The organism is Curtobacterium sp. Curtsp57, from assembly GCF_047324335.1.
Lineage (GTDB): Bacteria > Actinomycetota > Actinomycetes > Actinomycetales > Microbacteriaceae > Curtobacterium.
The window spans coordinates 3,285,131-3,307,719 of the sequence record NZ_CP168511.1; the positions used below are offsets into that span (position 1 = coordinate 3,285,131).

Annotated in this window: 23 protein-coding genes; 13 read left to right on the forward strand and 10 right to left on the reverse strand. The window is 71.4% G+C overall.

Annotated elements, in window-relative coordinates:
• Genes hutI through hutU form a run of 4 tightly spaced genes read right to left on the reverse strand, consistent with a single transcriptional unit; the run spans nucleotide 1 to nucleotide 5,523 of the window.
• On the reverse strand, nucleotides 1–1,218 hold the full coding sequence (gene hutI, locus ACEN9V_RS15880; protein WP_413601113.1) for an imidazolonepropionase: 1,218 nt from the start codon (nucleotides 1,216–1,218) through the stop codon (nucleotides 1–3).
• Nucleotides 1,215–2,624 carry a formimidoylglutamate deiminase gene (locus tag ACEN9V_RS15885; RefSeq protein ID WP_413601114.1) on the reverse strand — a complete coding sequence of 470 codons (1,410 nt, stop codon included), beginning with the start codon at nucleotides 2,622–2,624 and terminating at the stop codon, nucleotides 1,215–1,217. The genes hutI and ACEN9V_RS15885 overlap by 4 nt, the downstream gene beginning before the upstream one ends.
• Nucleotides 2,621–3,835, reverse strand: a complete 1,215-nt coding sequence (locus ACEN9V_RS15890) for an allantoate amidohydrolase (protein ID WP_413601115.1) — start codon at nucleotides 3,833–3,835, stop codon at nucleotides 2,621–2,623. Before ACEN9V_RS15890 ends, ACEN9V_RS15885 begins: the two co-directional genes overlap by 4 nt.
• Nucleotides 3,836–3,837: 2 nt before the next feature.
• Nucleotides 3,838–5,523, reverse strand: coding sequence for a urocanate hydratase (gene hutU / locus ACEN9V_RS15895; protein WP_402729822.1), 1,686 nt, complete (start codon nucleotides 5,521–5,523; stop codon nucleotides 3,838–3,840).
• A 172-nt stretch (nucleotides 5,524–5,695) separates the two neighbouring features.
• Between hutU and ACEN9V_RS15900 the strand changes: the two genes are divergently transcribed.
• The 10 genes from ACEN9V_RS15900 to ACEN9V_RS15945 all read left to right on the forward strand — a co-directional run bounded on the left by ACEN9V_RS15900 (nucleotide 5,696) and on the right by ACEN9V_RS15945 (nucleotide 13,553).
• Nucleotides 5,696–6,469 (forward strand): IclR family transcriptional regulator, encoded by a 774-nt coding sequence (locus ACEN9V_RS15900; RefSeq protein ID WP_413601116.1) that lies wholly within the window; start codon nucleotides 5,696–5,698, stop codon nucleotides 6,467–6,469.
• Between the two features lie 70 nt (nucleotides 6,470–6,539).
• On the forward strand, nucleotides 6,540–7,202 hold the full coding sequence (locus ACEN9V_RS15905) for an IclR family transcriptional regulator (protein ID WP_281265632.1): 663 nt from the start codon (nucleotides 6,540–6,542) through the stop codon (nucleotides 7,200–7,202).
• Between the two features lie 33 nt (nucleotides 7,203–7,235).
• Nucleotides 7,236–8,771, forward strand: coding sequence for an HAL/PAL/TAL family ammonia-lyase (locus ACEN9V_RS15910; RefSeq protein ID WP_413601117.1), 1,536 nt, complete (start codon nucleotides 7,236–7,238; stop codon nucleotides 8,769–8,771).
• Nucleotides 8,768–10,111, forward strand: a complete 1,344-nt coding sequence (locus ACEN9V_RS15915; protein WP_413601118.1) for an MFS transporter — start codon at nucleotides 8,768–8,770, stop codon at nucleotides 10,109–10,111. The genes ACEN9V_RS15910 and ACEN9V_RS15915 overlap by 4 nt, the downstream gene beginning before the upstream one ends.
• The gene (locus ACEN9V_RS15920) at nucleotides 10,108–10,626 is read left to right on the forward strand and encodes a HutD family protein (protein ID WP_413601119.1); all 519 of its coding nucleotides are present in this window, start codon (nucleotides 10,108–10,110) and stop codon (nucleotides 10,624–10,626) included. The genes ACEN9V_RS15915 and ACEN9V_RS15920 overlap by 4 nt, the downstream gene beginning before the upstream one ends.
• Before the next feature lie 93 nt (nucleotides 10,627–10,719).
• Nucleotides 10,720–11,055, forward strand: coding sequence for a hypothetical protein (locus ACEN9V_RS15925; protein WP_413601120.1), 336 nt, complete (start codon nucleotides 10,720–10,722; stop codon nucleotides 11,053–11,055).
• A gap of 261 nt (nucleotides 11,056–11,316) precedes the next feature.
• Nucleotides 11,317–11,655, forward strand: a complete 339-nt coding sequence (locus ACEN9V_RS15930; RefSeq protein WP_413601121.1) for a PadR family transcriptional regulator — start codon at nucleotides 11,317–11,319, stop codon at nucleotides 11,653–11,655.
• A gap of 1 nt (nucleotide 11,656) precedes the next feature.
• Complete coding sequence (locus ACEN9V_RS15935; RefSeq protein ID WP_413601122.1) at nucleotides 11,657–12,013, forward strand: DUF1048 domain-containing protein; 357 nt, start codon at nucleotides 11,657–11,659, stop codon at nucleotides 12,011–12,013.
• Nucleotides 12,010–12,795 carry an ABC transporter ATP-binding protein gene (locus ACEN9V_RS15940; protein ID WP_413601123.1) on the forward strand — a complete coding sequence of 262 codons (786 nt, stop codon included), beginning with the start codon at nucleotides 12,010–12,012 and terminating at the stop codon, nucleotides 12,793–12,795. The genes ACEN9V_RS15935 and ACEN9V_RS15940 overlap by 4 nt, the downstream gene beginning before the upstream one ends.
• Nucleotides 12,792–13,553, forward strand: a complete 762-nt coding sequence (locus ACEN9V_RS15945; protein WP_413601124.1) for an ABC transporter permease — start codon at nucleotides 12,792–12,794, stop codon at nucleotides 13,551–13,553. The genes ACEN9V_RS15940 and ACEN9V_RS15945 overlap by 4 nt, the downstream gene beginning before the upstream one ends.
• 225 nt (nucleotides 13,554–13,778) lie before the next feature.
• Here ACEN9V_RS15945 and ACEN9V_RS15950 read toward each other — a convergent pair whose 3' ends face one another.
• The 3 genes from ACEN9V_RS15950 to ACEN9V_RS15960 all read right to left on the reverse strand — a co-directional run bounded on the left by ACEN9V_RS15950 (nucleotide 13,779) and on the right by ACEN9V_RS15960 (nucleotide 15,618).
• Nucleotides 13,779–14,519 carry a hypothetical protein gene (locus ACEN9V_RS15950; RefSeq protein WP_413601125.1) on the reverse strand — a complete coding sequence of 247 codons (741 nt, stop codon included), beginning with the start codon at nucleotides 14,517–14,519 and terminating at the stop codon, nucleotides 13,779–13,781.
• Nucleotides 14,509–15,048 carry an RNA polymerase sigma factor gene (locus tag ACEN9V_RS15955; RefSeq protein WP_413601126.1) on the reverse strand — a complete coding sequence of 180 codons (540 nt, stop codon included), beginning with the start codon at nucleotides 15,046–15,048 and terminating at the stop codon, nucleotides 14,509–14,511. Before ACEN9V_RS15955 ends, ACEN9V_RS15950 begins: the two co-directional genes overlap by 11 nt.
• Nucleotides 15,049–15,135: 87 nt before the next feature.
• A complete protein-coding gene (locus ACEN9V_RS15960; protein ID WP_413601127.1) occupies nucleotides 15,136–15,618 on the reverse strand; it encodes an ATP-dependent zinc protease in 483 nt (160 codons plus the stop codon).
• Between the two features lie 95 nt (nucleotides 15,619–15,713).
• Here ACEN9V_RS15960 and rimK point away from each other — a divergent pair, with 95 nt between their 5' ends.
• Nucleotides 15,714–16,904 (forward strand): 30S ribosomal protein S6--L-glutamate ligase, encoded by a 1,191-nt coding sequence (rimK, locus tag ACEN9V_RS15965; RefSeq protein ID WP_281265616.1) that lies wholly within the window; start codon nucleotides 15,714–15,716, stop codon nucleotides 16,902–16,904.
• A gap of 61 nt (nucleotides 16,905–16,965) precedes the next feature.
• Here the strand turns inward: rimK and ACEN9V_RS15970 are convergent, their stop codons facing one another.
• Nucleotides 16,966–17,793: a hypothetical protein gene (locus tag ACEN9V_RS15970; RefSeq protein WP_413601128.1), complete on the reverse strand. Its 828-nt coding sequence runs from the start codon at nucleotides 17,791–17,793 to the stop codon at nucleotides 16,966–16,968.
• Nucleotides 17,783–18,322, reverse strand: a complete 540-nt coding sequence (locus tag ACEN9V_RS15975) for an RNA polymerase sigma factor (protein ID WP_413601129.1) — start codon at nucleotides 18,320–18,322, stop codon at nucleotides 17,783–17,785. The genes ACEN9V_RS15970 and ACEN9V_RS15975 overlap by 11 nt, the downstream gene beginning before the upstream one ends.
• Before the next feature lie 103 nt (nucleotides 18,323–18,425).
• On the opposite strand from ACEN9V_RS15975, the gene ACEN9V_RS15980 reads away from it, so the two are divergent.
• Nucleotides 18,426–19,418, forward strand: coding sequence for a nitronate monooxygenase (locus ACEN9V_RS15980; protein WP_413601130.1), 993 nt, complete (start codon nucleotides 18,426–18,428; stop codon nucleotides 19,416–19,418).
• Between the two features lie 159 nt (nucleotides 19,419–19,577).
• Nucleotides 19,578–21,296 carry a glucose-6-phosphate isomerase gene (gene pgi, locus ACEN9V_RS15985; protein WP_413601131.1) on the forward strand — a complete coding sequence of 573 codons (1,719 nt, stop codon included), beginning with the start codon at nucleotides 19,578–19,580 and terminating at the stop codon, nucleotides 21,294–21,296.
• A 266-nt stretch (nucleotides 21,297–21,562) separates the two neighbouring features.
• On the opposite strand, the gene ACEN9V_RS15990 is transcribed toward pgi, so the two are convergent.
• Nucleotides 21,563–22,480: a LysM peptidoglycan-binding domain-containing protein gene (locus tag ACEN9V_RS15990; RefSeq protein WP_413601132.1), complete on the reverse strand. Its 918-nt coding sequence runs from the start codon at nucleotides 22,478–22,480 to the stop codon at nucleotides 21,563–21,565.
• Between the last annotated feature and the right edge of the window lie 109 nt (nucleotides 22,481–22,589).

The window sequence follows — 22,589 nt, forward strand, 5'->3', positions numbered from 1 at the left end:
CTACCGGGGCCCGCCCACGGCGGTGACCCCGGTGGTCCGTCGGCCGCGCTGCCAGACGGCGGCCGTCAGCGGCGTGCCGATCCGGTACGGGATGTGCGCGGCCGTCGGCGCGTCGATCACCTGGAGGTCGGCCGGCCCGCCGACGTGGATGCTGCCGACGGCGTCCGTGCCGGTGTCGAGGCCGAGCGCGGCCGCACCGCCGAGGGTCGCCGCGCCGAGCGCCTCCTCGAGCGTGAGCCGCTGCTGGAGCACCGCGGTGGCGACCTGGAACTGCATCGACGACGTGAAGGACGTGCCCGGGTTGCAGTTCGACGCGAGCGCGATCCGGGCTCCGGCGTCGACCAGTGTTCGGGCCGGCGCGAACGGCGCCCTGGTCGACAGGTCGCACGCCGGCAGCAGCGTGGCGATCGTGTCGGACCCCGCGAGCGCGTCGACGTCGGCGGCCGACAGGTGGTTGCAGTGGTCGACGCTCGCTGCGCCGAGCTCGACGGCCAGTGCGACGCCGCCGGTCTCGCCGAGCTGGTTGCCGTGCACCCGGAGCCCGAGCCCCGCTGCGCGGCCGGCGAGGAGCACGGCGCGCGACTCGTCGGGGGAGAACGCCCCCGATTCGCAGAAGACGTCGATGAACCCGACGTGGGGGCGGACGGCGTCGAGCATCGGGCCGGTGACGAGGTCGAGGTACGTCCGTCGATCGACTCCCGTCGGCACCACGTGCGCGCCGAGGAAGGTCACGACGTCCGCGACCTGCGCGGCGATCCTGGCGAGCCGGAGTTCGGTGTCGACGTCCAGGCCGTAGCCCGTCTTCGCCTCGATCGTCGTCGTGCCCTGTGCGACGGCCTCGTCGACGAGGGCCGCGGCGCTCCGGCTGAGCTCCTCGTCGGTCGCGTCCCGGGTCGCCGCGACCGTGGTCATGATCCCGCCCGCTTCGTAGGGGCGCCCGGCCATCCGGTCCACGAACTCGGTCGCGCGGTCACCGGCGAAGACGAGGTGCGTGTGCGAGTCGACCCAGCCGGGCAGGCAGGCGCGGCCACCGACGCTCGTGCGGTGGTCGGCGGCGGGCGCGTCGGCGGCCGGGCCGACCCACGCGACGCGGCCGCCCTCGACGACGACGGCCTGGTCGTGACGGACGACGGACGCGGCGGCCGCGTCGGAGCCGTCGGCGTCCGCGGGGTCCATCGTGCGGAGTTCGCCGATGTCCGTGATGAGTTCGCTCGTCATGCGCGCGGTCCGTTCGTCGGGGCGGAGTCGGTCGGTTCGGCAGCGCCGATCACGTCGATCACGTCGATCGCATCGTGGAGCAGCGCGGCGGGGGAGCGGCCGTCGACGAGCACGCCGCGGTCGGCGACGACCCGGCCACCGACGACCACCCGGAGCACGTCGGACGCCGTCGCCGTGAGGAGGAGCTGCTCCGGCCGGGCGCCGGCGGTGCGGACGGTCGCGGAGTCGATCTCGACGAGGTCGCACACGGCGCCGACGCCGATGCCCCCGGTGACGCCCAGGGCTCGGTAGCCGGCGGTGGACCGTGCGGCATCGAGCTCCCGCGGGGAGAAGACCCCGCGTTGTCGGGCGTGGAGGCGTTCGCCCGCCTCGAGTCCGCGGACCTCGAGGAACGGGTCGACGACGGCGTTCTGGTCGGACCCGAGCGCGATGGTCGCACCGGCGTCGGCGAGTCGCCTGGCCGGACCGATGCCGTCGCCGAGGTCCGCCTCGGTCGTGGGGCAGATCACCGCGGAGACCCCGGCGTTCCCCAGCTGGACGATCTCGTCGTCGGTCAGGTGCGTGGCGTGCACGACGCTCAGCCGAGGACCGAGCGCCCCGGCGTCGGCGAGCACCCGCGTCGGCCGGACGCCGTACGCGGCGAGGCTCTGCTCGTTCTCGGCGGGCTGCTCGGACAGGTGCACGTGGAGCGGGACGTCGTCGGGGAGCCCGCTCGCGATCACCGCGACGTCGGAGGGCGCGACCGCACGGACGGAGTGCACCGCGGCGCCGACCGTCACGAGCGGGTCGTCGCCGAGCGCGGCTCGGAGGGCGTGCCAGCGCTCGAGCCATGCCGCTGCTGACCCGTCGCCGAACCGGCGTTGCTCCGCCGCGGGGGGCTGCCCCGGCGCTCCGGTGAGGTAGCAGGTGTCGAGCAGGGTCAGGCGGATGCCGACCTCGCGCGCGGCGTCGGCGATGGCGAGGCCGACGGCGTTCGGGTCGTCGTACCGGGACCCGTCCGGGCGGTGGTGCACGTAGTGGAACTCCCCGACGGCGGTCCAGCCGGCGGCGAGCATCTCCGCGAAGACGCCGACCGCGAGCTGGCGGTACGTGTCCGGGTCGAGGGCTGCGGCGGCTCGGTACATCGCGGTGCGCCACTGCCAGAAGTCGCCGCCGTCCGCGTGGGTCCGCCCACGGAGCACCCGGTGGAACGCGTGCGAGTGGGCGTTGCCCGATCCGGCGAGGACGGTGCCGAGCCGCAGGTCCCCGGCGCGCGGCGAGACGCCGACCGTCACGGCGGTGATCCGACCGGCTCCGTCGAGGTCGAGGCGGACGTCGGACCGTGCGACGCCGTCGACGACCGCGGTCGCGCAGTGCACCGCGATCGCGCAGTGCCCCGCGGCCGCACCGGCGGCGCCGCCGGTCACGTCGACGCCCGCATCACGGTCGTGAGCGCCTCGACCCCGGCGGCGCAGTCGTCGGCGTCCGACCACTCCTCCGGCGCGTGCGAGACGCCGGTGGGGTTCCGGACGAAGAGCATCGCGGACGGGACGTGCGTGGAGAGGACCCCGGCGTCGTGCCCCGCGCCCGTCGGCAGCACGGGCACGTCGCCCTCGAGCACGCGGTCGATCGCCGCCCGCGGTCCCTCCGGGAAGTCGACCCGGCTCGACCAGGACTCCTCGGTCACCTCGAGCGCGCAGCCGTTCGCGGCGGCGGCGTCCTCGGCCGCGGCGACGATCGCCCCGACGACGGTGCGGGTCACGGCGTCCTCGCCGGCCCGGGCGTCGAGCCAGAACTCCGCGGTCGACGCGATCACGTTCGTCCCGCCCGGGACCGCTCGGAGCCGTCCGACCGTCGCCCGGGCGTCCGCTGCCGACCGAGCGATCCCGGGCACGGCGGCGATGGCTGCAGCGGCCGCGACGACCGGGTCGCGCCGGTCGGTCATGCGTGTCGCGCCGGCGTGGTTGCCCTGCCCGGAGAACCGGAAGCGCCAGCGGCCGTGCCCGAGGATGCTCGACGCGAGCGCGACGGGCGACCCGAGGTCGACGAGTCCGCGCCCCTGCTCGACGTGCAGTTCGACGAACGTGCCGATGCCGGCCAGGCGATCCGGATCCGGACCGACGGCGGACGGGTCGATGCCGGCGGAGGTGAGCACTGCCTCCAGGCTGGTGCCGTCCGCGTCGGTCAACGCGAGCGCTCGTTCCGGGCTGATGGCACCGCTCAGCAGGCGCGACCCGAGGCAGGCGACGCCGAAGCGCGAGCCCTCCTCCTCGGCGAAGACGGCGATCGCCGTCGGTCGCGACGGGCGGTGCCCCTCCTGCTGCAGCCGTGCGACGGCGTCGAGCGCCGAGACGACGCCGAGCGGGCCGTCGAAGGCGCCGCCGCCGGGGACCGAGTCGAGATGGGAGCCCGTGACGAACGCATCGGGCCCCGGTGCGCCCCACCATGCCCAGGTGTTGCCGTTCCGGTCGCGCTCGACGTCGAGACCGAGGCGCTCCGCACGCTCGACGAACCAGTCGCGGAGGTCGCGCTCGGCGTCGTCCAGCAGGTGCCTGGAGTACCCGCCGCGGACGGTGTCCCGCCCGACCTCGGCGATCTCGGCCAGCCCCGGGAGGACCGTCGCGCCCGAGTCGGTCATGCTCAGACCTCCCACATGGGGACGCGGAGGCCACGTTCGCGGGCGACCTCCTCGGCACGCTCGTAGCCGGCGTCCACGTGGCGCATGACACCGGTGCCCGGGTCGTTCACGAGCACGCGGGCGATCTTCTCGGCGGCGAGGTCCGTGCCGTCGGCGACGATCACCTGGCCGGCGTGGATGGAACGGCCGATACCGACGCCGCCGCCGTGGTGGATGGACACCCAGGTCGCGCCGGACGCGGTGTTGAGCAGGGCGTTCAGGAGCGGCCAGTCGGCGATCGCGTCCGAGCCGTCCTGCATGGACTCGGTCTCGCGGTACGGGGACGCGACCGACCCGGAGTCCAGGTGGTCGCGGCCGATCACGATCGGCGCGGAGATCGTGCCGTCCGCGACGAGCTCGTTGAACCGCAGGCCGGCGAGGTGGCGCTCCTGGTACCCGAGCCAGCAGATGCGCGCCGGGAGCCCCTCGAACTGCACCTTCTCGGACGCCGAGGTGATCCAGCGGCGGAGCTTCTCGTCCTCGGGGAAGAGCTCGAGGATCGCCCGGTCCGTCGCCGCGATGTCGGCGGGGTCGCCGGACAGGGCGGCCCAGCGGAACGGGCCCTTGCCCTCGGCGAAGAGCGGGCGGATGTACGCGGGCACGAAGCCGGGGAACGCGAACGCCCGGTCGTAGCCGGCGAGCTCGGCCTCGCGGCGGATGGAGTTGCCGTAGTCGAACACCTCGGCGCCCGCGTCCATGAACCCGACCATCGCCTCGACCTGCTTCGCCATGGACCGACGCGAGTCGTCGATGAACGTGTCGCGCTCCTGCTCGGCGCGGTCGTGCCACGTCTGGACGTCGTAGCCCTCCGGCAGGTAGCTCAGCGGGTCGTGCGCGCTGGTCTGGTCGGTGACGACGTCGATCGCGACGCCGCGCCGGAGGAGCTCGGGGAACACCGTGGCCGCGTTGCCGACGAGCCCGACCGAGAGCGCCCGTCGCTCCGCCTTCGCGCGGGTGACCCGCTCGATCGCGTCGTCGATGTCGTCCGTCATCTCGTCGAGGTACCGGTGCTCGACGCGGCGCTGCAGACGGCTCGCGTCCACGTCGACGACCAGGGCGACACCGCCGTTGAGCGTCACCGCGAGCGGCTGGGCGCCGCCCATGCCGCCGCAGCCGCCGGTGAGCGTGATCGTGCCGGCGAGGGTACCCCCGAACCGCTTGTCGGCGACGGCGGCGAAGGTCTCGTAGGTGCCCTGCAGGATGCCCTGCGTGCCGATGTAGATCCACGACCCGGCGGTCATCTGCCCGTACATCGTCAGGCCCTCCGCCTCGAGCTTGCGGAACTCGGGCCACGTCGCCCAGTCGCCGACGAGGTTCGAGTTCGCGATGAGCACCCGCGGCGCCCACTCGTGCGTGCGGAAGATCCCGACGGGCTTGCCGGACTGCACCAGGAGCGTCTCGTCCGACTCCAGGTCGCGGAGTGCGTGCACGATCGCGTCGAACGCCTCCCAGCTGCGGGCGGCGCGGCCGGTGCCGCCGTAGACGACGAGGTCGTCCGGGCGCTCGGCGACCTCCGGGTCGAGGTTGTTCATCAGCATCCGCAGCGGCGCCTCGGTCTGCCAGCTCTTCGCGCTGATCTCCGTGCCGCGCGCCGCTCGGACGGGGCGTGCGCCGACCGTGCTCGGGGTGGACTGTCCGGTGCGGGTCATGGTGCTCCTTCTCGGGCCGTGCGTCGTCGCGTCGTGGCTGGGGGCCGCGGCCGTGGCGTGTGGTGGTCGGGCTGCCACGTCCATCCGACACGAACGCCGCGGTCCGCAGGGTGCTCCACGGCAGGTAGTGTCCGGGATACCGGACACGAAACACGGCGGCGACAGGAGGACCGTGCCCAAGGCCCCTGCGGCGGACTCGACGCTGCGCATCCTGACCGCGCTGGGGTCCCAGCGTGGTCCGATGGCGGCGGCCGCCATCGCGACGCGGCTCGGACTCCCGCGCTCCACCGTCTACCAACTCCTGTCCACGCTGGTCGACCACGGGTTCGTGATCCACCTCCCCGAGAGCCGGCGGTACGCGCTCGGGATCGCGTCGTTCGAGCTCGGGTCCGGGTTCACGCGCCAGCAGCCGCTGTCGTTGCTCGGCGCACCGCTGCTCGCGACCCTGGTGGACCGGACCGGGGAGAGTGCGCACCTCGCGGTCATGCACGGCGCCGAGGTCGTGTACGTCGTCGAGGAGCGCGCGCGGCACCGGCCGACGCTCGTCACCGAGGTCGGGGTCCGGCTGCCGGCACACCTCACCGCGAGCGGCAAGGCGATGCTCGCCGCGCTGCCGCCGGCGCAGCTGCGTGCGCTGTACCCGTCCGACTCGGCGTTCGTGTCGCGGACCGGCACCGGGCCGTCCGACGGTCGCGCGCTCCGGGCCGAGCTGGCCGTGATCCGGGAGGCAGGGGTCGCCACCGAGGTCGGCGCCGTCACGCAGGGACTCGCCTCCGTCGGCGTCGCGGTGCTCGACGGGAGCGGGTGGCCGGTGGCGAGCGTGGCGTGCACGTACCGGTCCGATGACGACGGCGCGGCCCCGGATGGTCTGGTGCAGGAGGTCACGCGCGTCGCGGGGGAGCTGTCGCGGCGGATCGGCGGCGCCGACGCTCCGCCGCAGAAGTGAGCGATCCGATTTAATCCGCTCGAAACGACAACTGCTACCCAGTGGCAGCGCGTTTGCATAGGGTGACAGCATGGAGCAGGAACCCACCGGCGGGCCCGGCATGCGGACGATCGACCGAGCGCTCCGGCTGCTCGGGCTGGTGTGCGACGCCGACGGACTCACCCTCACCGAGGTCGCACGGCGCGCCGACCTGTCCGCGAGCACGGCGCTCCGACTGCTCCGTTCGCTCGAGTCGCACGAGTTCGTCCGCCGCGACGAGGACGGGCTGTTCACCGCAGGCCCCCACCTGGTGCAGCTCGGCGCCGCAGCACTCTCGAACACGGCCCTGGTCGTCCAGGCCCGCGATGCCATGCGACGCGTCGCGGACGGCACGACCGAGTCCTGCTACCTCAGCGTCTTCGGGACGGGGAACACCGCGGTGCACCTCGCGATCGCGGAGGGCACGCAGTCCATCCGCCACGTCGGCTGGGTCGGACGCGCCATCCCCGTGGAGGACACCGCGGTCGGCAGGGTCCTGCTCGGTGACGTCGGGCCCGACGGGTACGTCGTGGTCGTCGAGGGCGCCGAGAAGGACGTCACCGCGGTCTCCGTGCCGATCTCCGCCGGCAGCCGCGTCGTCGCCGCGATGTCCTGCCTGGTCCCGAGCTACCGACTGACCACCACCGACGACGTCGCCCGGATCGGCGGCTGGCTCGTCCGCGAAGCGGCGTCGGTGTACGAACCCGCCCGCTGACCCCCTCCGTCCAGCAGGAAGGAACGACGTCCGATGCAGCCCACCGACGTGCACCTCGACGACGCGCAACTGTCGATCGAGCAGGTCGTCGCCGTCGCCAGGCACGGCGCCGCGGTCTCGTTCTCGGCCGCGTACGAAGCCCGGGTCCACGCCGCGGCGGCACTCGTGACGAAGTTCGTCGCCGACCGGCGCGTGGTCTACGGCGTCACGACCGGGTTCGGCGACAACTACACCGAGACGATCTCCCCCGAGGACACCGGGCGGCTCCAGGAGAACATCATCGTGTCCCACGCCGTGTCCGTCGGCGCACCGATCCCCGACGAACAGGTCAGGGCGATCCTCGTCACGATGCTCGGACACCTCGGTCGCGGGTACTCCGGCACACGCCTGCAGACCCTCGAACTCGTCCGCGAGCTGCTGAACCGCGGCGTCACGCCGGTCGTGCCCGGTTCCGGTTCCCTCGGCTACCTCGCGCTCGAGGCGCACATCGCCCTCGTCCTGATCGGTCGCGGGCGCGCCCGGGTCGCCGGCGTGGTGCTCCCGGGGGCGGACGCGCTGCACGCCGCGGGGCTGTCGCCCATCCGGCTCGAGGCCAAGGAGGGGCTGACGCTCCTCAACGGCATCATGAGCGTCACCGGCATCGCCGCCCTGGCCGTGCACGACGCCACGAGCGCACTGCGGCACGCTGACGTGATCGGCGCGCTGTCGTACGAGGCGCTCCGCGGCACGACCAGGGCCCTCGACCCGCGCCTGCACGCGCTCCGCCGCGCCCCCGAGCAGCAGCGGTCGGCCAGCACCATCGCGCGGCTGCTCGACGGCAGTGCCCTCGCCGAGCGGCACCGGGACCACCGCGTGCAGGATCCCTACCTGATCCGCGCGATGCCCCAGCTGCACGGGTCCGTCGCACGGGCCTTCGGCGACGCCGCGACGATCGTCGACGAGGCCCTCGGATCCCTCGGCGACAACCCGGTGCTGTTCGGCGACGGCAGTGGTGACGGTGATGCGGTGATGGGCGGGAACTTCGACGCGACGTCGATCGGCCTCGCGATGGACTCGCTCAAGGCCGCGGCGGCGGTCCTCGCCCACCACAGCGAACGCCGGGTCGACCGCATGGTGAACAGCACCGTCAGCGAACTGCCACCGTTCCTGGCCAGGACCCCTGGGCTCGACAACGGCCTGATGATCCCGCAGTACACCGCCGCCGCCCTCGTGATGGAGATCCGTGGCGAGGCGTCCCCGGCGACGATCGACTCGATCCCCACCTCGGCCGGACAGGAGGACCCGATCAGCAACGCGTACCTCGCCACCCAGCAGGCGACCCGTACCGTGGAGCGGCTCCGGTACGTGCTCGCGATCGAGTTGCTCACCGCCGCACAGGCCACCGACCTGCTCGACTCGATCGACGCGAGCTCCCCGGCGCTCGCCGCAGTCCGGACCCGCGTCCGCCGTGACGTCCCCTTCGCCGAACACGACCGTGCGTTCGGCGAGGACATCGAGACCCTCTACACCCTGGTCTGCTCGGACGAGCTCCTCGAGATCACGGGAACACCGACCATCGGAGCACCATGACATCGTCCTCGACCGGCACCCCCGCGGTGCACCAGGACCGTCCCGAGAAGCTCAGCCGCTTCCACCTCCGCATCACCGCGCTCACCTTCGGTGCGAACTTCTCGGACGGCTACGCCCTCGGCAGCATCGGGATCGCACTGACCCTCATCGGTTCCGGCATGCACGTCGACGCCCTGTGGTCGGGCCTCATCGCGAGCTCGGTGCTCATCGGCATCTTCGTCGGCAGCATCACGTGCGGGTGGCTCGGCGACCTGTTCGGCCGTCGGCTCATCTACATGCTCGACTTCGTGCTCATCGTCGTCGCGTCGGCAGCGCAGTTCTTCGTGCACGAACCCGTGTCGCTGTTCGTGCTCCGCCTGCTCATCGGCTTCGGCGTCGGCGCGGACTACGCGCTCGGGCCGACCCTCGTCGCCGAGTTCGTGCCGGCTCGCTTCCGCGGCGGCCTCCTCGCCTCGCTCACGGTCGCGTGGACGGTCGGGTACACCGCGGCGTACTTCATCGGTACCTGGATCAGCACGATCCCGTCCGACCTCGGCTGGCGCTTCCTGCTCGCGAGCGGCGCGATCCCGGCCATCGTCGTGCTGATCCTGCGGCTCGGCACGCCGGAGTCGCCGCGGTGGTTGATCACGAAGGGCCGCATCGAGGAAGCCCGCGCGATCGTCGCGGAGTACCTGCCGGGACAGCTCGACGTCGACACGGTGGCGGCGACGCACTCGACCGCACGTCCCGGTCGCTACCGGGACCTCTTCACCGGTCGGAACCTGCGGCGGACCGTCTTCGGCACGGTGTTCTACAACGCGCAGGTGATCCCGTACTTCGCGATCTACACGTTCCTGCCCGTCATCCTGCTGAGCCTCGGGATGGACGCCGACGGGTTCTCGTCGGGCCTGCTGCTCAACGTGTTCCTGCTGCTCGGTGGGATCGCGGGACTCTGGGCGGTCGCCAAGATCGGCCGCCGTCCGCTCGTCATCTGGACGTTCGGCATCATGGCCGTCGCGCTCGCCGCCGTCGCACTCGGCAGTCACGCACCCGTCTGGGTGGTGCTGCCGCCGTTCCTGATCTTCACGTTCGTGATGTCGGGCAGCTCGAACCTCGACCAGGTGTACCCGCCGGAGCTCTTCCCGACGAACGTCCGCGCCGCCGGCGTCGGCCTCCTCAACGGGGTGAGCCGCATCGGATCGGCGATCGGCACGTTCCTGTTGCCCATCACGCTCGCCGGGTGGGGGATCAGCGCGACGCTGCTCGCCCTCGCCGCCGTGCTCGTCGTCGGCATGGTCGTGTCAATCTTCCTCGCGCCGGAGACCGCGCACGTGTCGCTCGACGACGAGGGGGTCGCGTGAGGCTCGTCCGGTTCGACGAGACGCCGCCCACCCGGTGGGCGAACGGGCTCGGGGAGACCGTGGAGCTCTGGCGAACGCCGTCGGCGGGGGACTTCGACGTGCGGCTCAGCATCGCGACGGTGGGCTCGTCGGCGCCGTTCTCCCCGCTCCCAGGCGTGGACCGCGTGCTCCTGGCGCTCGGCGTGCACGGGCTCGAGCTCGACGTGGACGGGGTGCGCGCGGTGCTCGGGCAGTACGACGGCATCGCCTTCGCGGGGGAGTCGGCGGTCGCCGCAGTCGGGGTGTCCAAGTCCTCCCACGATCTCAACCTCATGGTCCGCCGCGGGGTGGGCCGACCCGACCTGCGCGTCGAGCGCGTCGCCGGGTCGTCCGTGCCGGGCGCCGACGTGCTCGCCGTGGTCCTGCTCGACGGCGACGTCCGGTGCGACGGGCGACCGCTCGCGTTCGGGGACACGTGCATCGGTCCGGGAACGCTGACGGGCTCCGGCCGGGTCGCGGTGGCCCGCACGTCCTGAGCACGCGCTACCGATTGTCGGTGCGTGGACGTATCCTGGGCACAGGAAGCAACGGCGGTTCCCATCCCTGCACGCCGACCCGAAGCCCCTTCTGTGACCGAACACATCATCGAGTACGTCGCCCGCGACCGAACGGGCATCACCGCCGTCGTCACCACGACGAGCGTCATCGACGTGGACACGGTGATCCGCAACATCCACTCCGGGCACTCCGGGTACGTCGTCCGCGCGGGCGAGTGGCACCGGGCACGGGTCCGCAGTCTGTCGATGATCGGCGGCTCGTACCTCTTCGCCAACTGGGACGGCTCCAAGCGCAACAACCTGCACGACGTCGCCTTCCAGGCACCGCAGCGCGTCGCCCGTCCGGCGAAGCCGTCCGGTGGCCTCCGCGCGGTCGTGCGGTCCCTCTTCCGCCGCACCGCGCGCTGATCGCGACCTCCTGACGGACAGGAGGCCCGGTGCCAGCTGGCACCGGGCCTCCCGTCCATGCACGCCGCGTCGCTGACCGGGATTGCGCCCCGCTGCGGACATCGCGCCCGCATGCGACGGGGCGCGATGTCCGCACGGGGGTGCGACCTGGGACGGCAGCCAGGGCCGGTCGCGAATTCCTCAGTACTCGGTGTTGCTATGTACTGGTAGTCAGTGTTACTTTCTACCGGTAGTCATCATCACTGAGTAGCAGGAGGGGTCATGGGCAAGCCGGACACCGAGATGCTCAAGGGCGTCCTCGAGGGCATCGTCCTCGCCGTCGTCGCATCCACACCGTCGCACGGAGCCGACATCACCGCGTGGTTGCGGGACCAGGGCTTCAGCGACATCGCCGAGGGCACCGTCTACGCGCTCCTCGTCCGCGTCGAACAGCGCGGCCTGGTCGACGTCGAGAAGGTGCCGTCGGAGAAGGGCCCGCCGCGGAAGGTGTACTCCATCACCGACCAGGGACGGGACCGTCTCACCGAGTTCTGGAGGACCTGGAGCTTCCTCGCAGAACGACTCGAACAGCTCCGCACACAGACCACGCAGGGGAACTGACATGTCCATCATCACCAAGCTCATCGGCGACAAGCGCGAGTGGCGCGAGTACAAGGCCCGCGTCAAGGCACTCCCGGCCGGCTACGGCACCGCGGTCGAGGGCATCGAGCGCTACCTCATGTACACCGGCCCGAGCGACGCCGAGCGCCTCATGCGGATGCTCGACGACCTCGCGGACCTCTTCGAGCGCGCGGCCGCGGATCGTACCCCCGTCGCGAGCGTCGTCGGGGACGACCCGATCGAGTTCGCCGAGGAGTTCAAGCGCAACTACGGCCTCGGTTCGTGGCTCAGCAAGGAGCAGCAGCGGCTGCAGGACGCCATCGCCCAGGCGACCGAGGAACAGGCGGCGGAGTCGTGACCGCCCGGGACTCCGCCGTCGCGGCGATCGCCGTCCGGGGCCTCGAGAAGTCCTTCGGCAGCCTCCACGTCCTCCGTGGCGTCGACCTCGAGGTGCAGCGGGGCAGCATCACCGCCCTGCTCGGGTCGAACGGCGCAGGCAAGACGACGGTGGTGCGGATCCTCGCCACGTTGGCCAAGCCGGACGGCGGCACCGCGAGCGTGCAGGGGCACGACGTCGTGACCCGTGCGTCGGACGTCCGCCAGGCGATCAGCCTCACGGGGCAGTTCACCGCGGTGGACGACGTCCTGTCCGGCCGCGAGAACCTCGTCCTGATGGCGCGGCTCCGGCACCTCGCCGATCCCGGCGAGGTCGCGGACCGCCTGCTCGCCCGGTTCGACCTCGTCGATGCCGGACCACGGCGTGCGGGCACGTACTCCGGCGGGATGCGGCGTCGACTCGACATCGCGATGAGCCTGATCGGGGAACCCGCGGTCGTGTTCCTCGACGAGCCGACCACCGGCCTCGACCCCCAGGCCCGCATCGAGGTCTGGGCGGCGGTCCGTGAGCTCGCCGCCGGCGGCACGACGGTGCTCCTCACGACGCAGTACCTCGACGAGGCCGAACAGCTCGCCGACCACATCGCGGTCCTGCACGAGGGCCGGATCATCGCCGACGGCACCCTCGCGGACCTGCGGCGACTGCTGCCGCCGGCGCGTGTGGAGTACGTCGAGAAGCAGCCCACCCTCGAAGAGGTCTTCCTGGCGATCACGACCGGGACGAACACCAGGAGCGCAGCATGAGCACCCACGTCATCGCCGACACCACAGCACTGACCGGCCGGTCGCTGCGGCACGTGCTCAGGAGCCCGGACACGATCATCACGACCGCGGTGATGCCGATCGCGTTCCTGCTGTTGTTCACGTACGTGTTCGGCGGCGCGATCGACGCCGGCACGGGGTCCTACGTCGACTACCTGCTGCCGGGGATCCTCCTGATCACGGTGGCATCGGGCATCGCGTACACGTCCTACCGCCTGTTCCTCGACATGCAGAAGGGCATCGTCGTGCGGTTCCAGTCGATGCCGATCGCCCGGTCGAGTGCGCTGTGGGGGCACGTCCTGACGTCGATGGTCGCGAACACGGTCTCGCTCGTCGTGGTCGTCGGCGTCGCGTTCGCCATGGGCTTCCGCACCGGTGCGGGTGTCGGAGCGTGGCTCGCGGTCGCCGGGATCCTGTTGCTCTTCACGCTGGCGCTGACCTGGGTCGCGGTGATCGCCGGCCTGTCCGCCAAGACGGTCGACGGCGCGAGCGCCTTCAGCTACCCGCTGGTCTTCCTGCCGTTCATCAGCTCGGCGTTCGTCCCGACGGACACCATGCCGGGGCCGGTCCGATGGTTCGCCGAGCACCAGCCCGTGACGTCGATCGTCGACACGATCCGCGCCCTCTTCGCGGAGCAGTCGGTCGGATCCGACATCTGGGTGGCGCTCGCCTGGCTCGTCGGGATCCTCGTGGTCGCGACGGTCGTCGCGACCCTGCAGTACCGACGCAAGGTCGGCTGAGCGCCGGCACCCACCGGACCGGAGGCTCGGTGCCAGCTGGCACCGAGCCTCCGGTCCGTCAGCCCCAGCGGAGGGCGGCGCGGTCGGCGCGCGCTGCCGGTCGACGAGGCGGGCGGTGTCGTACGCAGCACCCGATCGCGCCGCGTCCGATCCGCGTGTCCGATGGTCGAACGCTTCCGCGTGCACTGACCGCCCCCCACGACCGGTCAGTGCGCGCGGGGCGGGTCATCCCCAGACCTGTTCCCGCACGGCCTGCAGGAGGCCGTTCGTCGCCACGTTCGTCTGGTTGATCTCGACCCAGGTGGTGCCCTTGATGAAGAAGGTCGTCGTGGTGTCGACGGGATAGGGGACCGCCTGCTGCGTCCGCTGGCAGAACCTGCCGCCGTCACGCGTGGAGCAGACCCAGCCGTCCTGCTCGAGCAGGGCGGTGTCGGCGTGGACGTTCTCGGGGGTCGACTTGCCGACCTTGATGTCCAGACCGGTGACGTCGGCCCTGGGGTCCTTCCAGATGCACCACAGGTCCGGCGCGGGGAATCCCGTGTCGTCCCCCCACTCGCTGCCGGCCGGATCCTGGAGCGGGATCGTCCCGAAGAACCGGTCGTAGTCGTCCGCCGGGACGAGCGCGCGGCAGTCCGACGGGATCACGCCGTCGGCCTGCGCCGGTGTGGGTGTGGTGGTGGGTTCGTTGACGACGGGTGCGGAGGACTTCGTCGGGGTCTGGGTCGGTTCGGTGACGGTCGGGCTGGGTGCTGGTGCTGCGGTGAAGGGTTGGGGGACCATGCCGAGTGCGACGGCGCCACTGCCGACGCCGATGCCGAGGACGGCGATGATGCCGATCACGATGCCGGCGCGGTGTCCGCGGCGTCCGGGTGCTGGTCGGTCGAGTTCGGCGCGGGCGAGCACGTTGTGCTTCATCGTGACGAGCATCTGCTGGAGGTCGTCTCCCTGGGGAGGTTCAGTGTTCATCGTGCGTCACCGCCTTCCTGAGTCGTGCGCGTGAGCGTGAGACGCGTTGGGTGACCGCGCCGACGCTCAGGCCGAGCATCGTGGCGGCTTCGGAGTAGGTGTGCCCCTGGAGGAGGCAGAGTTCGCAGATCTTCCGGTCGATCTCGGGGAGCGCGGTGATCTCGTCGCGGACCCAGCGGAGGCGTTCGCGGGCGTCGTCTTCGCTGGCGGGTGCTGCGAGTTCCGGCGGGAGTTCGTCGCCGGCGTTCTTCGCGATGCGGCGGGCCTGGTTCTTGGCGTGGTTGCGGCAGACGACGAGCAGCCAGGGCAGGAGTGTGCCGGTGGGCAGGTCGATCGATGCGGCTTTCTGCCAGAGCGTGAGCATCGTGTCCTGGACGAGTTCTTCGACGTCCTGTTTGCTTCCCGCCAGGGCCCATGCGTATCGGGTCAGTGTCGGCGCGAAGCGGTCGAACGCGTCGGCCAGTGCGGCGGTGTCGCCGAGTGCCATGCGCCGCGCGAGTGCGGCGTCGGCGTCGGTGGGTTGGTCCACGGTGCCCCCTCTCACCCCAGAAGTGTCGAGCAATCCGCGAACCTGACGCGTCGTGACCGATCCGTGACCATCCGGGTCGGAAACGCGTCAGATCCGTCCGCGGTTGCGTCGGCGGATCTCCTTGGGAGCCCGACCCGCGAGGAACGACCGAGCGGGATCGACGACGAACCCCTGTCGTAGCGCCTCCCTGCCGACGAGCATCCGGAAGCCCATCTGGTCGCGGTTGCTCAACGTGACCTCGGCGTCCACGGAGCGACCCGCGAGCTCGATCGCCATGCGCACGACGATGCGCTCCTGCGTGTGCCCGGAGGAACTGCGGATCACGCGGCGGTCGTGGACGTCGCACTCGACGGTCTGCGGGTCGGCGTCGGAGTCCTGCCACGGGTGCACCGAGAAGCGGACCCGATCGCCCGGGAGCTCTTCGAGGTCGAACGCGTGCAGTGCCGAGGTCCGTGCGCCGGTGTCGAGCTTGACCTTGATCCACGGGATGTCGAGGTCCGGCAGTGCCGCCCACTCACGCCACCCGGAGACGATCGGCCCGCGACGGGCGGGCTTCGGGTCGTCGGCCATGTCCCCATCCTGGCAGGACGGCGCGCGGAGCGTGTGCTCCGTCTGACAGCATGGAGCGTCGCCGTCGCCACCCCAGAACCCGCGGAGCCTCCTCGATGAAACTCGCCATCCTCTCGCGCGCCCCGCAGGCGTACTCGACGCAGCGGCTCCGGGCGGCAGCGCTCGACCGAGGGCACGAGGTGAAGGTCCTCAACACCCTGCGCTTCGCGATCGACCTGACCGGGGACGCCCCGGACCTGCAGTACCGCGGCAAGCTGCTCTCGGACTACGACGCGATCCTGCCCCGCATCGGGAACTCGATCACCTACTACGGCACCGCGGTCGTCCGGCAGTTCGAGCAGATGGACGTGTACACGCCGAACACCGCGAACGGCATCACGAACTCCCGCGACAAGCTCCGCGCGAACCAGATCCTGTCCCGCCACGACATCGGTATGCCGGCCACCACGTTCGTCGCCGGTCGGGCCGATGTCCGCGGTGCGATCGAGCGCGTCGGTGGAGCGCCCGTCGTGATCAAGCTCCTCGAGGGCACGCAGGGCATCGGCGTCATCCTGGCGCCGGAGGCGAAGGTCGCCGAGTCGATCGTCGAGACGCTGCACTCCACGAAGCAGAACGTCCTCATCCAGAGCTTCATCTCGGAGAGCCGCGGCAAGGACATCCGCGCGCTCGTCGTCGGCGACCGGGTCGTGGCCGCGATGCGCCGGAGTGCGAGCGGCGACGAGTTCCGGTCGAACGTGCACCGTGGGGGCACCGTCGAGCAGGTCACGCTGACCCCGGAGTACGAAGAGGCGGCGGTCCGCTCGGCGCAGATCATGGGACTCCGCGTCGCCGGCGTCGACATGCTCGAGGGCAACGACGGGCCCCTCGTGATGGAGGTCAACTCGTCTCCGGGGCTCGAGGGCATCGAGCGGGCGACCGGGCTGGACATCGCCGGCGCGATCATCGACTTCATCGCCAACCAGGTCGCCTTCCCCGAGATCGACGTCCGGCAGCGGCTGTCGGTGTCGACCGGCTACGGCGTTGCCGAACTCCTCGTGCACACCAATGCCGACCTGGTGGGCAAGACCATCAAGGACTCCGGGCTCTGGGACCGCGACATCACGGTCCTCACCCTGCACCGTGGGTCGAACGTCATCCCGAACCCGCGCAGCGGCGTCGCACTCGAGCCGGGCGACCGGTTGCTCTGCTTCGGCAAGCTCGAGGAGATGCGGTCGATGATCCCCGAGCGCCGGAAGCGTCGCGCCAAGCTCCGGAAGCTCCCGAAGGAGCCCCTGCCCGAGCAGTGACCCCGAGCCGGGCGGGAAGCGCCCCCCATGAACGCTTCCCGCCCGGCACGCTCCGGCGAACTCAGTCGCAGGAGATGCCGGACATCTCTCCGATGACGACGTTGTCCACGTGGACTCCGTCCTCACCGAGGGCGAACGTGATCCAGCCCGTGTCCGTCTTGGTCTTCCACGCCGTGTACGCATCGGGGGCGGGAAGAGGTTCGACGTCCTTGGTGTAGACGGGATCGTCGACCAGGTCCGGGTACGCCTCGCGCAGCTCGTCGAGCGTCGAGCCGATGCCGAGGCCCGATGACGTGGTCGGGCCGACGACGCCTCGTTCTCCGACTCCGGGCGGCACCCATGCGTTCACCCCGATGACCCGTCCGTTCGCGGACCAGACGATGAGCGTCGGCTGGCCGTCTCGCGCCCAGGAGCTCCCGAACTCCGGGCCGCAGACGTCGTTGGCGCGGTCGTGCTGGTAGGCGACCCCGAGGTCGTCGGTCTCGGCGCCCGTCTCGCCTCCGATCGCGACGGGGCCGAACTCGTTGCCGCTGATCGTCCAGGTGGATGGATCGTCGAGCGCGAAGGGCTTGCGGGTCGGTGTCGGTGTGGGTGTGGTGGTGGGTTCGTTGACGACGGGTGCGGAGGACTTCGTCGGGGTCGTCGGTGGTTCGGTGACGGTCGGGCTGGGTGCTGGTGCTGCGGTGAAGGGTTGGGGGACCATGCCGAGTGCGACGGCGCCACTGCCGACGCCGATGCCGAGGACGGCGATGATGCCGATCACGATGCCGGCGCGGTGTCCGCGGCGTCCGGGTGCTGGTCGGTCGAGTTCGGCGCGGGCGAGCACGTTGTGCTTCATCGTGACGAGCATCTGCTGGAGGTCGTCTCCCTGGGGAGGTTCAGTGTTCATCGTGCGTCACCGCCTTCCTGAGTCGTGCGCGTGAGCGTGAGACGCGTTGGGTGACCGCGCCGACGCTCAGGCCGAGCATCGTGGCGGCTTCGGAGTAGGTGTGCCCCTGGAGGAGGCAGAGTTCGCAGATCTTCCGGTCGATCTCGGGGAGCGCGGCGATCTCGTCGCGGACCCAGCGGAGGCGTTCGCGGGCGTCGTCGGCGTCGGCGGGTGCTGCGAGTTCCGGCGGGAGTTCGTCGCCGGCGTTCTTCGCGATGCGGCGGGCCTGGTTCTTGGCGTGGTTGCGGCAGACGACGAGCAGCCAGGGCAGGAGTGTGCCGGTGGGCAGGTCGATCGATGCGGCTTTCTGCCAGAGCGTGAGCATCGTGTCCTGGACGAGTTCTTCGACGTCCTGTTTGCTTCCCGCCAGGGCCCATGCGTAGCGGGTCAGTGTCGGCGCGAAGCGGTCGAACGCGTCGGCCAGTGCGGCGGTGTCGCCGAGTGCCATGCGCCGCGCGAGTGCGGCGTCGGCGTCGGTGGGTTGGTCCACGGTGCCCCCTCTCACCCCAGAAGTGTCGAGCAATCCGCGAACCTGACAGCGGCCGCACGACTCCGGCGTGTCGTGCGTGTCACCGCTGGTGCAGGATCGAGGGGTGACCGACCTCCCTGCCCCGCTCCGCACCCCCGTGCACGTCGCCCCGATGGCGGGCGGGCCGACGACCCCGGCGCTGGTGGTCGCGGCCGCTCGTGCCGGTCACTTCGCGCAGCTCGCCGCCGGGTACCGCACCGTCGACGACCTCGCCGCGCAGATCGCCGAGGTCCGGGACGCCACCGAGCGCTTCGGGGTGAACCTCTTCGCGCCGAACCCGGTGCCGATCACCGACGCGGCGTACGACCGGTACCGCGATGCCCTCGGGGTCGAGGGCCTGCCGGACAAGCGCGAGGACGACGACGCCTGGGCGGACAAGGTGGCGCTGCTCCTCGACGATCCGGTGCCGGTCGTGTCGTTCACGTTCGGGCTGCCGGACGCCGACCTGGTGTGGGAGTTCCGGAAGCGCGAGACCATCACGATGCAGTCCGTGACGAACCGGGCCGATGCACTCGCCGCTGCGGAACGGGGTGTCGACGTCCTGGTCGTGCAGGGCGAGGCAGCCGGTGGACACTCCGCCGTGCTCGACCCGGCCGCCGAGCCGCTGTGGGAACCGCTGCCGGAGCTCGTCAGGGCCGTCCGTCGAGCGGTCGACCTGCCCGTCATCGCTGCGGGGGGCATCGGGGGAGCGGCCGACGTCGAGGCCGTCCGACTCGCCGGGGCAGGTGCCGCGATGGTCGGCACCCTCGTGCTCCGCGCCGACGAGGCAGGCACGAACCGGACGCACCGCGAGGCCCTCGCCGACCCGGTCTTCGACCGGACCGCGCTGACCAGGGCGTTCACCGGACGTCCGGCACGGGCACTCGTGAACCGTTTCGTCCGCGAGCACGAGGACGCGCCGCTCGGGTACCCGGCACTGCACCACCTCACGAAGCCGATCCGGACGGCGGCCGCCGCCGCGGGCGATCCGCATGCGCTGCACCTGTGGGCGGGTCGGTCCTGGCGGGCGGCGGCCGACCGGCCGGTCGCGGACATCCTGGAGGCCCTGCTCACGTGAGCCGCGCCGGACACCCGACCCGGGCCTCCCGTCGTTCTCCACAGGCCTGACCGCGCGGTGCACGCGCCGTCCCGGAGCGCACTACGCTCGGATGCGGCCCGCGTCGCAGCGTTGCGGAGGTCTGCGGACCGTTCCACTTCATGCGCTCAGGAGGAATCCGTGACCGAATCCGCACCCGTCGACCCCACGACGACCGAAGGCTGGAAGACGCTCGCCGGCATCGCCGACGGCTTCTCGCCGGACCTGCGAGGGTGGTTCGACAGCGACCCGGGTCGGGCCGAGCAGTACACGTTCCAGGCGGGCGACCTCACCGTCGACCTGTCCAAGGGTCTGGTGACCGAGGAGATCCTCGCGGCGCTCCTCCAGGTCGCCGAGGCCACCGGGGTCGCCGAGCGCTACCAGGCGATGATCTCCGGCGAGCACGTCAACCCGACCGAGGACCGTGCCGTGCTGCACACCGCGCTCCGTCGACCGAAGGGCGGCGACCTCACCCCCGCCGCGCCGTTCGTCGTGGACGGCCAGGACGTCGACGCCGACGTGCACGCCACGCTCGACAAGGTCTACGCCTTCGCGGAGCAGGTCCGCTCCGGCGCCTGGAAGGGCGTCACGGGCAAGCGCATCGAGACCGTCGTGAACATCGGCATCGGCGGGTCGGACCTCGGCCCCGTCATGGTCTACGAGGCGCTCAAGCCCTACGTGCAGGCCGGCATCGAGGCACGCTTCGTCTCGAACATCGACCCAGCCGACATCTACGAGAAGACCGCTGACCTCGACCCCGAGACCACGCTCTTCATCGTCGCGTCGAAGACCTTCGGCACGCTCGAGACCCTGACGAACGCCCGCCTGGCGCGCCAGTGGCTCTGGGAGAAGCTCGGACTGACCGATGCCGCCGACGACGCGAAGAACGACGCCGTCGCCAAGCACTTCGTCGCCGTGTCGACCGCGCTCGACAAGGTCGCAGCGTTCGGCATCGACCCCGAGAACGCGTTCGGTTTCTGGGACTGGGTGGGCGGCCGCTACTCGGTCGACTCGGCCATCGGCACGAGCGTGATCATCGCGATCGGCAAGGAGAACTGGCAGGACTTCCTCGCCGGCTTCCACACCATCGACGAGCACATGCGCACCACCCCGCTCGCGCAGAACGTGCCGGTCCTGATGGGCCTGCTCAACGTCTGGTACTCGAACTTCCTCGGTGCCCAGAGCCACGCGGTCCTGCCCTACACGCAGTACCTGCACCGCTTCGCCGCGTACCTGCAGCAGCTCACCATGGAGTCGAACGGCAAGCGCGTCCGCTGGGACGGCTCGCCCGTCACGACCGACACCGGCGAGGTCTTCTGGGGCGAGCCCGGCACGAACGGCCAGCACGCGTTCTACCAGCTCATCCACCAGGGCACCCGCCTGATCCCCGCGGACTTCATCGCGGTGGCGAACCCGGCCCGTCCGCTCAAGGACGAGACCGGCGACGGCAAGGCCGTGGAGCCGGGGCAGGACGTCCACAACCTGTTCCTCGCGAACTTCTTCGCGCAGACCAAGGCGCTGGCGTTCGGCAAGACCGCCGACGAGGTCCGGGCGGAGGGCACCACCGACGAAGCGATCGTCGCGGCGCGCACGTTCACGGGCAACAAGCCGTCGACGTCGATCCTCGCGCCGGCGCTCACCCCGAGTGTCGTCGGGCAGCTCATCGCGCTGTACGAGCACATCGTCTTCACCGAGGGCACCATCTGGGGCATCGACTCGTTCGACCAGTGGGGCGTCGAGCTCGGCAAGCAGCTCGCGCTGCAGATCGCTCCCGCGGTCGACGGTGACGCAGACGCGCTGGCGTCGCAGGACTCCTCGACGAAGGCCCTCATCGCGAAGTACCTCGAGCTGCGCAAGTAGCTCGCAGGCGGAGACACCCCGTCGCCCTCGGGCGGCGGGGTGTCGTCGTGTCCGGGGTGTCGTCGTGTCGTCGTGTCGTCGTGTCCGGGGTGTCGTCGTGTCCGGGGTCCGACGCGCCGCGAACGGTCACGACACCCCGTGTGCCGAACGTCGAGTGGTCGCATTCCGTCGATGGCGGGGCGCGTGACCGACGGGATGCGACCGCTCGACGATCGTGAGCGGGGTGTCGCGACCAGTCGCCAGTCGCCGGGCGGCGGGCGTCAGCGTCAGCGTCGGAGCGGGTCGAGGTTGAGGGTCGTGCCCTCGTAGAGGTACTGCTGCTGGCCGTACACCTGCATGCCGTCGTTGAGCCAGATGAGCGCCTCGACGGTGATCCCGAACCGGGCGGCGACGTCCCCGATCAGGTCGCCCGGCGCGATCACGTAGGACGCCGGTGCGCCGGACGCCGTCGTCGCGGAGACCGTCCCGCTCGCGTTCGCCGTCGCGCCGCCGTCCGCCGGGTGCACGTTCGTCGTCCTGGCGGGCACCGACCACGCGACCTTCGTCACCGCGAGCACCTTGTCCGGGCCGATCTCGACCGGCAGCGATGGGTCAGCCGTCGCCGACGAGTACGTCACGAGGGCGCCGAGCCACGACGGGTCGGAGCCGGCCTCGTCGATCGGCACCGAGACAGCGGCCGACGGCGTGGTCGTGGCACCGCCGAGCTGGTCGTCGCCGATGCCGTGGTAGGTCAGCCCGTCGCCGACGGCGGGAGGGTCCTCGAGGAACGTCGCACTCACCGGGACCGGGAGCGTGGACGTGAACCCGGAGTACTGCACGACGAAGTGGCCATCGGCACCCGCGACCACCCGGTAGTGGAAGTGGACGCTGCCCTTCGGTGAGGCGACGTCGCCCTCGGTGACGACCGTGCCCGCCTGGATGGTCGAGATCGTCGGCGCGGGTGCTGACGCCTGCGACGGTTCCGGCGTCGGCGGGCGTGGCGACGACGACTCGCGCAGCAGGTCCGCGGCCGAGCCGCCCGCATCGGCCGACGTCGACGGGGTCGGCGTCGGTGACGCGGAGATCGATCGGGTGGGGGCAGGCAGATCCCCACCGCCACCCCGCAGCAGTGAGCACCCGCCGAGGCTCGCGGCGACGACGACGACCACACCGATCACGGCGATCGCGTTCTTCCTGGCGTGCACGGTTCCCCCTCGCCGAGGGATCGTATCCGACGGATCGTCGCGGCACAGGTCCGTCTCCAGAGCCTGTGTCGAACGACCCACGTGGACGGCGTCCCCCACCGCTCAGCGC

Bases quoted from the DNA above. Each gene is read 5' to 3' on its own strand.
- hutI (WP_413601113.1), bottom strand. From the start codon at position 1,218: ATGACGAGCGAACTCATCACGGACATCGGCGAACTCCGCACGATGGAC.
- ACEN9V_RS15890 (WP_413601115.1), bottom strand. From the start codon at position 3,835: ATGACCGACTCGGGCGCGACGGTCCTCCCGGGGCTGGCCGAGATCGCC.
- hutU (WP_402729822.1), bottom strand. From the start codon at position 5,523: ATGACCCGCACCGGACAGTCCACCCCGAGCACGGTCGGCGCACGCCCC.
- ACEN9V_RS15905 (WP_281265632.1), top strand. From the start codon at position 6,540: ATGGAGCAGGAACCCACCGGCGGGCCCGGCATGCGGACGATCGACCGA.
- ACEN9V_RS15910 (WP_413601117.1), top strand. From the start codon at position 7,236: ATGCAGCCCACCGACGTGCACCTCGACGACGCGCAACTGTCGATCGAG.
- ACEN9V_RS15915 (WP_413601118.1), top strand. From the start codon at position 8,768: ATGACATCGTCCTCGACCGGCACCCCCGCGGTGCACCAGGACCGTCCC.
- ACEN9V_RS15930 (WP_413601121.1), top strand. From the start codon at position 11,317: ATGGGCAAGCCGGACACCGAGATGCTCAAGGGCGTCCTCGAGGGCATC.
- ACEN9V_RS15935 (WP_413601122.1), top strand. From the start codon at position 11,657: ATGTCCATCATCACCAAGCTCATCGGCGACAAGCGCGAGTGGCGCGAG.
- ACEN9V_RS15945 (WP_413601124.1), top strand. From the start codon at position 12,792: ATGAGCACCCACGTCATCGCCGACACCACAGCACTGACCGGCCGGTCG.
- ACEN9V_RS15950 (WP_413601125.1), bottom strand. From the start codon at position 14,519: ATGAACACTGAACCTCCCCAGGGAGACGACCTCCAGCAGATGCTCGTC.
- ACEN9V_RS15960 (WP_413601127.1), bottom strand. From the start codon at position 15,618: ATGGCCGACGACCCGAAGCCCGCCCGTCGCGGGCCGATCGTCTCCGGG.
- rimK (WP_281265616.1), top strand. From the start codon at position 15,714: ATGAAACTCGCCATCCTCTCGCGCGCCCCGCAGGCGTACTCGACGCAG.
- ACEN9V_RS15970 (WP_413601128.1), bottom strand. From the start codon at position 17,793: ATGAACACTGAACCTCCCCAGGGAGACGACCTCCAGCAGATGCTCGTC.